The organism is Arthrobacter crystallopoietes BAB-32, assembly GCF_000328305.2.
GTDB classification, from domain to species: domain Bacteria; phylum Actinomycetota; class Actinomycetes; order Actinomycetales; family Micrococcaceae; genus Crystallibacter; species Crystallibacter crystallopoietes_A.
This window is the reverse complement of sequence record NZ_ANPE02000179.1, coordinates 1-10,353: the sequence shown is the minus strand read 5'-3', so window position 1 is coordinate 10,353 and position 10,353 is coordinate 1. Positions and strand designations below refer to the sequence as shown.

Annotated in this window: 10 protein-coding genes and 1 tRNA gene; 10 read left to right on the top strand and 1 reads right to left on the bottom strand. The window is 67.1% G+C overall.

Annotated features, from left to right (window positions below; translation table 11 throughout):
• The 3 genes from D477_RS22745 to D477_RS14600 all read left to right on the top strand — a co-directional run.
• Positions 1–1,032: sensor histidine kinase (locus D477_RS22745; RefSeq protein WP_005270775.1), on the top strand; the 1,032-nt coding region annotated here is incomplete at its 5' end.
• A complete protein-coding gene (locus D477_RS14605; RefSeq protein ID WP_005270772.1) occupies positions 1,029–1,679 on the top strand; it encodes a LuxR C-terminal-related transcriptional regulator in 651 nt (216 codons plus the stop codon). The genes D477_RS22745 and D477_RS14605, both read left to right, overlap by 4 nt.
• A 38-nt stretch (positions 1,680–1,717) precedes the next feature.
• Entirely contained in the window at positions 1,718–2,947 is a 1,230-nt protein-coding gene (locus tag D477_RS14600) for an FAD-dependent oxidoreductase (protein WP_005270767.1), read from the top strand.
• A gap of 5 nt (positions 2,948–2,952) precedes the next feature.
• Here the strand turns inward: D477_RS14600 and D477_RS14595 are convergent, their stop codons facing one another.
• Entirely contained in the window at positions 2,953–4,161 is a 1,209-nt protein-coding gene (locus D477_RS14595) for a pyridoxal phosphate-dependent aminotransferase (RefSeq protein ID WP_005270764.1), read from the bottom strand.
• A gap of 286 nt (positions 4,162–4,447) precedes the next feature.
• Between D477_RS14595 and D477_RS14590 the strand changes: the two genes are divergently transcribed.
• From D477_RS14590 to D477_RS14560, 7 genes are all read left to right on the top strand, one after another.
• Positions 4,448–4,520, top strand: a tRNA-Trp gene (locus tag D477_RS14590).
• 114 nt (positions 4,521–4,634) lie between these two features.
• On the top strand, positions 4,635–4,901 hold the full coding sequence (secE, locus tag D477_RS14585) for a preprotein translocase subunit SecE (RefSeq protein ID WP_005270762.1): 267 nt from the start codon (positions 4,635–4,637) through the stop codon (positions 4,899–4,901).
• A gap of 110 nt (positions 4,902–5,011) precedes the next feature.
• The gene (gene nusG, locus D477_RS14580; protein WP_005270759.1) at positions 5,012–5,812 is read left to right on the top strand and encodes a transcription termination/antitermination protein NusG; all 801 of its coding nucleotides are present in this window, start codon (positions 5,012–5,014) and stop codon (positions 5,810–5,812) included.
• A gap of 124 nt (positions 5,813–5,936) precedes the next feature.
• A complete protein-coding gene (gene rplK, locus D477_RS14575; protein WP_005270757.1) occupies positions 5,937–6,368 on the top strand; it encodes a 50S ribosomal protein L11 in 432 nt (143 codons plus the stop codon).
• Positions 6,369–6,496: 128 nt separating this feature from the next.
• Positions 6,497–7,204, top strand: a complete 708-nt coding sequence (rplA, locus tag D477_RS14570) for a 50S ribosomal protein L1 (RefSeq protein ID WP_005270755.1) — start codon at positions 6,497–6,499, stop codon at positions 7,202–7,204.
• 273 nt (positions 7,205–7,477) lie between these two features.
• The gene (locus tag D477_RS21880; protein WP_005270754.1) at positions 7,478–9,031 is read left to right on the top strand and encodes an extracellular catalytic domain type 1 short-chain-length polyhydroxyalkanoate depolymerase; all 1,554 of its coding nucleotides are present in this window, start codon (positions 7,478–7,480) and stop codon (positions 9,029–9,031) included.
• 11 nt (positions 9,032–9,042) lie between these two features.
• Entirely contained in the window at positions 9,043–10,158 is a 1,116-nt protein-coding gene (locus D477_RS14560) for a GNAT family N-acetyltransferase (protein ID WP_005270752.1), read from the top strand.
• The last annotated feature ends 195 nt before the right edge of the window (positions 10,159–10,353 follow it).

The following is a 10,353-nucleotide window of genomic DNA, read 5'->3' as shown; positions in this document are numbered from 1 at the left end:
CAGCCGGCGGGCGCGGTAACCGGACCTGCGCCCGGCAACGGCGGGCAGGCGGCCTGGCTGATGCGCCGCGGGGGCTGGGAAATCCTGTTCGGAGCCGCCCTGGTGCTGGCCGGCGGAGCGTTCGTGGCGCAGCTGGCCGGCCTCGACCTCCCGTGGGAGACCTGGCTGCCGCTGACGGCGATTGTCGGCGGCGCCGTCATTGCCTGGATGCAGCTGGACAACACCCGGCGCGCCGGAATCATGCAGCGCGCGGGTGCCGACGGGGTGCAGGGAGCGGTGCGGCTGGTCCTCGGGCTGGCCCTGGTCATCGCCGGGATTTTCGCCGTCGTCTCCGGTTTCATCAGCTGGGATCTGATCTGGCCGGCCCTGTTCGCGTCGCTGGCGGTGCTCGCCGGCGTCGGGCTGGTCCTGGCTCCGTGGGCCCTGAAGTACTGGAAGGACCTGGAAGCCGAACGCTCCGGCCGCATCCGGGAGACCGAGCGGGCGGAGATCGCCGCGCACCTGCACGATTCCGTGCTGCAGACGCTGGCGCTGATCCAGAACCGCGCGTCGAGCGAGCAGGACGTCACAAAGCTGGCCCGCGCACAGGAACGCGAACTGCGCGAATGGCTCTACCGGGACAAGCGGCAGGAGCAGGGCAACCTGGTGGACCGCATCAAGTCCGTGGCGGCGGAAATCGAGGACGCCTACGGCCAACCTGTGGACGTCGTCGCCGTGGGGGATACGGCCATGACGGACCGGCATGAGGCGCTGGTGCATGCCACCCGCGAGGCGGTGCAGAACGCGGCGAAGCATGCAGGCGGCAGCATCTCGGTCTACGTAGAGTGCACGCCGGGCAGCGCCGAGGTCTTCGTCCGCGACCGCGGTCCCGGGTTCGAGCTCGCGAACGTCCCGGCCGACCGGCTGGGCGTGCGGGAATCGCTGATCAACCGGATGGAACGCCACGGCGGCGAAGCCCGCATCCGCAATACCGGCAACGGCACCGAAGTGCAGCTGAGCCTGAAGTACACCGAGGAAGGAACCGCATCATGACCGAATCCATCCGCACCGTGGTCGTCGATGACCACGCCATTTTCCGGTCCGGCCTCAAGGCCGACTTGGACGGGCGGATCGAGGTGGTCGGCGAGGCCGCGACCGTGGAGGAAGCCATCGAGGTGATCCACGCGGTCCGTCCGGACGTGGTGCTGCTGGATGTGCATCTGCCCGGCGGACGCGGCGGCGGAGGAGCGGAGGTGGTGGCCGGCTGCGCCCCGCTGCTGGCCGAAACGCGGTTCCTCGCGCTGAGCGTCTCCGACTCCGCCGAGGACGTCGTGACCGTGATCCGTGCGGGTGCCCGCGGCTACGTCACCAAGGCGATCTCCGGTGCGGAAATTTCCGATGCCGTAGCCCGGGTTGCCGGCGGAGATGCGGCCTTTTCCCCGCGGCTGGCAGGATTCGTCCTCGACGCCTTCGGCACCGCCGCCGTCGCCTCCGTGGACGACGAGCTGGACAAGCTGTCCGCCCGCGAGCTGGAGGTCATGCGGCTGATCGCCCGCGGCTACAGCTACAAGGAGGTGGCCAAAGAACTCTTCATCTCGATCAAGACCGTCGAAACCCACGTTTCCGCGGTGCTGCGCAAACTCCAGCTCTCGTCCCGCCATGAACTGACCCGCTGGGCCGTGGACCGGCGCATCCTGTAGCAACGCCAGGCCAGGCCGGCTCGGATCTAGACTGGAGCATGGCCTGCGTGGTAGCCGGCGGCGGACCGGCCGGGATGATGCTCGGCCTGCTGCTCGCCCGCGCCGGAGTGCAGGTCACGGTGCTGGAGAAGCATGCCGATTTCCTGCGCGACTTCCGCGGCGACACCGTGCATCCCTCCACCATCCGCCTGCTGGACGAGCTCGGGCTTGGCGAGGAGTTCCGCCGGCTGCCGCAGAGCCGGCTGGAGAATTTCCAGCTGCCGCTGCAGCACGGCGGACGCCTCCAACTCGGCGACTTCGGGCGGCTGCGCGCCCCCTACAACTACGTTGCCATGCTGCCGCAGTGGGACTTCCTGAACTTCCTGGCCGACGCCGCTGCACGCGAACCGACCTTCCGGCTGCTCATGAACGCGGAGGCCACCGGCCTGGTGTACGACGGCGGGCGGGTCGCCGGAGTGCGCTATCGCACCCGGGGCGGCGGTGCGGAAGCGCACGAGGAGGTGCTCCTGGCCGACCTGACAGTGGCCTGCGACGGGCGCAGCTCCCTGCTGCGCCGCCTCGCCGGATTCGTGCCCAAGGATTTCCCGGTGCCGTTCGACGTCTGGTGGTTCCGGCTGCCGCGGCGTCCGGACGAGGCCGGCGGTATCGGGAGCATCGTGCCGGTCTTTGGACCGAACGAAGCGCTGGTTGCGTTGTACCGGCAGGACTTCTTCCAGATCGGCTACCTCACGCACAAGGGCGAGGACGCCCGGCTGCGCGCCGAGGGCGTCGAGAAGTTCCGCGAGCGGGTGCGCAGGCTGCGCCCGGACTTCGCTGACCGCCTGGACGCCATCGCTTCCCTGGACCAGGTGAGCATGCTCGACGTGCGGCTGGACCGGCTGCGCCGCTGGTACCGGGACGGAATGCTGTGCATTGGGGACGCCGCGCACGCCATGTCACCGGCAGGCGGAGTCGGCATCAACCTCGCGATCCAGGATGCCGTGGCCGCCGCAGCCATATTGGCGGAGCCACTGAGGCGGGGCCAGACCCGTGCCAAAGACCTGGCTCGCGTGCAGCGCAGGCGGCGGCCGCCGACCGTCCTCATCCAAGAGGCGCAGCGCCGCCTGCACAGGGTGTTGTTTTCGGCGACGCCGGGAGGCGCGCCCACCGGGGTGCCGCGCCTCCTCGTGTTCGCGGCCCGGCATGTCCCGCCGCTGCGGGCCATCCCGGCCCGAATGATCGGCTTCGGGCCGCTGCCGGAACATGCGCCGGCCTTCGCCCGGCGCTGAAGCTGCTACTTGGCGGTGCCCAGGAACTCCTGCAGCCGTCCGACGCCGGTCGCCAGGTCATCGTCGCCCAGGGCGTAGGAGAGGCGGACGTAGCCGGAGGGGCCGAATGCCTCGCCGGGAACGATCGCAACCTCGACCTTGTCCAGGACCAGGGCCGCCAGCTCCGCGGAGGTGGCGGGCCGCACGCCGCCGATTTCCTTGCCGAGGAGTCCGCGGACGTCCGCGTAGGCATAGAAGGCCCCCTTCGGCGTCGGGCATTCCACGCCCTCGATCTCATTGAGGGCCGTGACCATGGTCTTGCGCCGGCGGTCGAAGGCGACCTTCATCTCGTCGACGGCCGTCAGCGGACCGGAAACAGCGGCCAGGGCAGCCATCTGCGAAACGTTGGCAACGTTGGATGTGGCGTGCGACTGCATGTTGGTGGCGGCCTTGATGACATCCTTGGGGCCGGCCATCCAGCCCACGCGCCAGCCGGTCATCGCGTAGGTCTTGGCCACACCGTTCAGGATGACCACCTTGTCGCCCAGCTCGGGAGCCGCCGTGGCGATGGACGTGAACGGCATGCCGTCGTAGGTGAGGTGCTCGTAGATTTCGTCGGTGATGACCCAGAGGCCCTTGGACGCGGCCCACTTGCCGATCTCGGCGACCTGCTCGGGTGCGTACACGGCGCCGGTGGGGTTCGACGGCGACACGAACAGCAGGATCTTCGTCCGCTCGGTCAGCGCCGCTTCCAGTTGGTCGACGGTGACGAGGTAGCCCTGTTCGGGGCCGGCGAAGACCTCGACGGGCACGCCGCCGGCCAGCCGGATGGCTTCCGGGTAGGTGGTCCAGTACGGCGTCGGGACCAGCACCTCATCGCCCGGATCGAGCAGCGTGGCAAAGGATTGATAGACGGCCTGCTTGCCGCCGTTGGTGACCAGCACCTGTGCCGGATCCACCTGGTAGCCGGAATCGCGCATCGTCTTGTCCGCGATGGCCTGCTTCAGTTCGGGCAGCCCGCCGGCGGGGGAGTAGCGGTGGAACCTGGGGTCGTGCGCGGCCTTCACGGCGGCTTCGACAATGTAGTCCGGAGTGGGGAAGTCGGGTTCGCCGGCGCCGAACCCAATAACCGGACGCCCGGCAGCCTTCAGCGCTTTGGCCTTGGCGTCGACCGCCAGGGTGGCAGATTCGGCAATGGCGGCGATGCGCTGTGAAATGCGCGCGTTGGCAGGCATGGAATTCCCGTCTGGTAAGCGTCAACAATGTCCTTCGCCAGTCTAGAGCGTTGCCGCTTCGGCTGTCCCGCGGCCGGCAGGAACAAACCCAAGTGGGAACCAGTAGGCTCCGCGGCCCCGATTCCACGTCGGCTGCCCGGGTGTTGCATAATGGATAGTCGCCTGATTGAGGGCGGCAGAGGCCGGTTCGACGAAATGGGTTTCCCTGACGTAGACTGGATCTCCGGTGTTGAAGAACATCATGATGGTTCGCGCCTAAGGTGTGGAACCAGATGGTGCAACCCATAGGGTAGTGGCGCAATTGGTAGCGCAGCGGTCTCCAAAACCGCAGGTTGCAGGTTCGAGTCCTGTCTGCCCTGCGCAGAACCGTCTCGGCGGGAAGCAGCAGTTCAAGCAATTCACGGCGTGACGCCAGCGTGCCGCCGGTCGCGGACCGGACCGCCGGCAACCGGACTAGATGAGTGAGGCACAGGTTGACCGAAACGGCTGCCGGAAGCTCCAGGGGCCCGTCGGGCAAGAGTTCCGAGAAGCGTGGTTTCTTCGGCAGGATCTTCCTCTTCATCCGCCAGGTCATCGCGGAACTGAAGAAGGTCGTCACCCCGACCCGCAAGGAACTGCTGAACTACACGCTCGTGGTGATCGCATTCGTCGTCATCATGATGCTGATCGTGACAGTCTTGGATCTCGTCTTCGGTCAGGGCGCACTGCTCATCTTCGGTGACGGGGTGCCCGAACAGTAGCGTCCTTGCTCAGGATTCTGCCGTTCGTACCGGAAACGGCCGGCAACCCGCTGGACCTGGAACACAGGCCGAGCGAATCAACAGAGCTGAAGAAGAAAGCAGGAAGCTAAGTGTCCGAGCAGGAACTCGAGTCGCAGAACACCGAGGAAACCGCTGATCTGGAAACACCGGATCAGGCCACCGAGACCGGCGCCGAAGAGGTGCCGGCTTCCGACGTTGCCGAGGACTCTGCCGACCAGGCCGAAGTTGAAGGCGGGGAAGCCGGCGAGGCCGCCGCTCCCGCCGCCGAAGAAGAGCCGGAAGAGGATCCCGTCGAGGCCTTCCGCGCCAAGCTGCGCCGCCAGGAGGGTGACTGGTACGTCATCCACTCCTACGCCGGCTACGAGAACCGTGTGAAGGTCAACCTGGAGACCCGCATCCAGACCCTGAACATGGAGGACTACATCTTCGAGATCCAGGTCCCCATGGAAGAGGTCGTGGAGATCAAGAACACCACGCGGAAGATCGTCAACCGCGTCCGCATCCCCGGCTACGTGCTGGTCCGGATGGATCTGACCGACGCCTCGTGGGGCGCTGTCCGCCACACCCCGGGGGTTACCGGCTTCGTGGGCAACGCGCACAACCCGGTTCCGCTGAGCCTGAACGAAGTGTTCTCCATGCTGGAGCACACCGTGACCGCAGCCAAGCCCGAGGCCGGCAAGCCGGCCAAGGCGGCCCCGTCCGCAGCCCCGATCGCCGTGGACTTCGAGGTCGGCGAATCCGTCACGGTCAACGACGGCCCGTTCGAGACCCTGCCGGCCACGATCTCGGAGATCAAGCCGGAATCCCAGCAGCTTGTGGTGCTGGTGACCATCTTCGAACGTGAAACCCCGGTGACGCTTTCGTTCAACCAGGTCACCAAGATCCACTAACCAAAGACTTCGCGCAGACCGGCCCGCTTTACCGGTCCTGCGCGGGCGGCCACCTCGCCATGGTGGCCAACCACCGCCGGCACGCTCCTGTGCCTCCGGTACGCAAAGAAGAGAAGGACCCGATATGGCCCCCAAGAAAAAGGTCACCGGCCTCATCAAGCTGCAGATCCAGGCAGGTGCCGCCAACCCGGCACCTCCGATCGGTCCTGCACTTGGCCAGCACGGTGTGAACATCATGGAATTCTGCAAGGCGTACAACGCTGCCACGGAATCCCAGCGCGGCAATGTGATCCCGGTGGAGATCACGGTCTACGAAGACCGCTCCTTCACCTTCATCACCAAGACCCCGCCGGCCGCCGAGCTGATCAAGAAGGCTGCAGGCGTGCAGAAGGGCTCGGCTACCCCGCACACCGTCAAGGTTGCCAAGCTGACCCAGGCCCAGGTTGAGGAAATCGCCACCAGCAAGATGCAGGACCTCAACGCCAACGATGTCCAGGCTGCGGCCAAGATCATCGCCGGCACCGCCCGCTCGATGGGTATCACCGTCGAGGGCTAAGGCCTGAAGCGGTAACAAGACAATAGAAAAAACGACGGCGGGACTTTCCGCTTAAGCCGCGGGGCGCCGTCGTTGTGGCAGGGCCGGGCGCGGTCCGCAGACCACAACTGCAAAAGGAGAAAAAGCAGATGGCAAAGCGCAGCAAAGCATATGAGGCAGCTGTAGCCAAGATCGAGGCGGGCAAGCAGTACGCTCCGTTCGAAGCGATCACCCTTGCGAAGGAGACCAACCCTTCCAAGTTCGATGCCACCATTGAGGTTGCATTCCGCCTGAGCGTGGACCCTCGCAAGGCCGACCAGATGGTCCGCGGCACCGTCAACCTGCCGCACGGCACCGGCAAGACCGCCCGCGTGCTGGTCTTCGCCACCGGTGACAAGGCCGAAGCCGCCATCGCCGCCGGAGCCGACTTCGTGGGCTCCGACGACCTGATCGAGCGGATCCAGGGCGGCTGGACCGACTTCGATGCCGCCGTCGCCACCCCGGAACTGATGGGCAAGGTCGGCCGCCTGGGCAAGGTGCTCGGCCCGCGCAACCTGATGCCGAATCCGAAGACCGGCACGGTCACCCCGGATGTGGCCAAGGCTGTCAACGACATCAAGGGCGGCAAGATCGACTTCCGCGTCGACAAGCACGCCAACCTCCACTTCATCATCGGCAAGGCTTCCTTCGACGCCACTAAGCTGGCCGAGAACTACGCCGCCGCGCTGGAAGAGGTGCTCCGCCTGAAGCCGTCCGCTTCCAAGGGCCGGTACATCTCCAAGGCCACCGTCTCCACGACCTTCGGCCCGGGCATCTCCGTTGACCCGAACGTGACCAAGGTTGCCATCGAGGCGTAAGGCACCGCTGCCAACCGGGGCGGCCGCAGCATCAAGCTGCGGCCGCTCCGGCATTTAACGCCGCGGCCGCTCCGGCATTCAACGCCCCGGCCGCTCCGGCATTCAACGCCGCGGCCGCCTGCTCCTGCGTCCAGTGTCGGCCAACCGTTCCTCCTCCAATCCCTGAACCGACCTGCAGGTCTGCACTCGTGCTCTGCAGAATTGGCCATTGTGCACTTCTTCTGCGGCTTCCTAGTCTTGACCCGCAACAATGGCGTTGAACGGAGGAACTACATGCTTGTTAAACGTTTAGCTCAAATCCTGCCTGCCGGAGCGGCAGCCGTCGCCCTGACCGCTGCGCTGACGGTAGGGACTCCGCCCGCCGGTGCTTCCGCCGGTTCCCTGGCCTGTCCGCCCGGCTTCGAAACCCTGCCCGGTTGTTCCACCCAAACCAACGACGCCGGTGCCTCCTCCTCGTCCTGGGTCACCGAATCCATCGCAGGCATGAATGTCAAACTCTACGTGCCGGCTACCGCTCCGGCAGTGGCCGGCCAGCGGGCACTGATGATCAACCTGCACGGCTGCGTCCAGACCGCCTCCACGCTGGCGACCGCTGGCAACTGGCAGGCGGTGGTCGATGCCTACGGCATGGTTGTCGCCGCTCCGGACGCGCCGAACGGGGGCGTCCTGCTGGGCTGCTGGGACTACTACGATTCGAACCACAGCCGCACGAGCCCGTCCCGGCACGACGACAACCTTCTGCAACTGGCGCAGAACCTGCTCGGCCGCGAGGACCTTAATCTGGACGAGGACCAGGTGTACATCTCCGGGCTTTCCTCCGGCGGCGGCGAAACGATGGTGATGGGCTGCCTCGCCCCCGATGTGTTTGCCGGAGTCGGGATCAACGCCGGCCCGACCGTGGGCACCACCGCCGGGCAGATCGGTTACGTTGCCACGACCAAGACCGCGGGCGTCCAGACCTGCCGGAGCTTTGCCGGCAGCACCGGTGCCGGCTTCCAGACCCAGCTCGCCAGCATCATCTACGGTGACAACGACTCGACGGTGGCTCCGGGCTACAACGTGCTCAACGCCGGGGTCATGGCCGAAATCTATGGCGCCGACAGCACCAGCCAGTTCAGCCTCAGCGGCCTGGCCGGAACCAACACCGCCGGTTCTGGAACGCTGTACTCGGACGCCGAGGGGCCGCGGGTTTCGCTGATCCAAAACACCGGCATGGGCCACAACTGGCCGGCCGGCGGCGGCCCGGGCGGCAGCTACGTCACGACGAACAGCATCAACTACCCGGCCTACATCACGGACTTCTTCTTCGAGAACAACCGCCGGGTGGCAGGCGGCGAACCGACAGTGGATGCGGAAGACCCCACGATGCAGCTGGTGAACCCGGAGGACGGGGCAGAAGTCGCCGGAACTGTCCAGTTGGAAGCCACCGCAGCCGACGACACCGGAGTGGCCCGGGTGGAGTTCCGGGCCGGCGGCCAGTTGCTGGGCACCGACTCGTCGGCACCTTACAGCTGGAGCTGGGACACCAGCACCCTGCCCAACGGTTCCGCCTCAGTTGCCGCCACCGCCGTGGACCAAGTGGGCAAGAGCTCCAGCGCCACGGCCACCGTCGTCGTCAGCAATGATCGGGATGCCCTTTACTGCGGCCGCGCCGCGAACGCCGAACACGAGGCCGCGGGCAGGGCAGTCAGCTACGGCACGAATCCGTACAATCCGTTCTACGCCAGGGGCTCCCAGGGATACATGGGACAAGGCGACAGCACGGCCACCATTTTGAAGGAGACGTCGCCGGGCTACTTCATTGTTGCTGCCGGCTGCGCCGGGTAAAGTCTGCGTCGATGGAGCAGACCGCAGTCAGGATCGGCGAGCTGGAGGTCCCGGAGTCACTGGACTCACGCGGTGCCGACGGCTTCACCGCCTCTGCCGAGCTGGCGAACCTGGTCAACGGGCTGGTCTGGGGCAACAACGATCTGTGGGTCAGTCCGGGCACGCGGCTGGAAGCCGCCCGGCCCAGCAGCTATGCGGCGATGAGGCTCTGGGCCGCCAAGGACGGGGAACGCCATGTCGGCCGTGCGCTGCTGGAGTTTCCGCTGCTGGACAACCGGGAGAACGCGTTCATCAACGTGATGGTGCACCCCGAATACCGGCGCCAACGGATCGGGACCCGGCTGCTGCACGCTGCCGAGGAGGCCGCGGCGGCCGCGGGCCGGCAGGTGCTGATGAGCTGGGTCAAGCAGGCTGGGCAGCCGGCGGAGCCGTCCACCATGACGGTGCTGCCGCGCTCGGGCCCGGGTGCCCTGCCGGAGGAGCTGGCCTCCGTGCGGTTCGCGCTGGCCTCCGGCTTCGTGCTGGAGCAAGTGGAGCGCATCTCCGTGCTCCAGCTGCCGGCGGATCCGGAGGGGACCGGCAGATTGCTGGCGGAGGCACAGACGAAGGCCGGCCCGGACTACCGCCTCCTGACGTGGGAGGGCGGCTGCCCGCCGGAGCACGTCGAGCAGTACGCGCGGCTGCGCCAGCGGATGAGCACGGACGTTCCGCAGGGCCAGCTGGAGTACGCCGAGGAGCACTGGGATGCCGAGCGGGTCCGCCACGACGAAGCGGAGGCCCGGGCCAAGGGCGGCCGTGTCCTGGTCAGCGCCGCCCTGCACAAGCCCACCGGAGAACTGGCCGGGCACACCATCCTCGAGTACTACCCGGACCAGCCGGAGGTGGCGTACCAGGAGGACACCCTGGTGCTCCAGGCGCACCGCGGCCACAGCCTCGGCATGCTCATCAAGGCCGCCAACCTGGTCCGGGCGTCCGAGCTGTGGCCTGCGGCGCGACGGCTGATGACGTGGAACGCCTCGGAAAACGAGCACATGCTGGCCATCAACGTCCGCCTTGGCTTCCGGCCGGTCGGCTACGAGGCGGCCTGGCAGAAGCGCCTGGCCGGTCTGCCAGGACAGGGGCGGTAACAGCGCCACAACCGTTATCCGCCGGGCCTTCAGCCGCCGCCGTCCCGGGCGTAATGTGGACTCAGCATCACTTCAAGTTGGGGAGCTGGCCATGGCCGGCAGGAATCTGGAATCCGCGTCGCTGACCCGCAGGCAGTTCACGGCGGCCGCCGCCTTGAGCGTGCTCGGCACCGCCGCCGCACTCGGCGGGCGCCT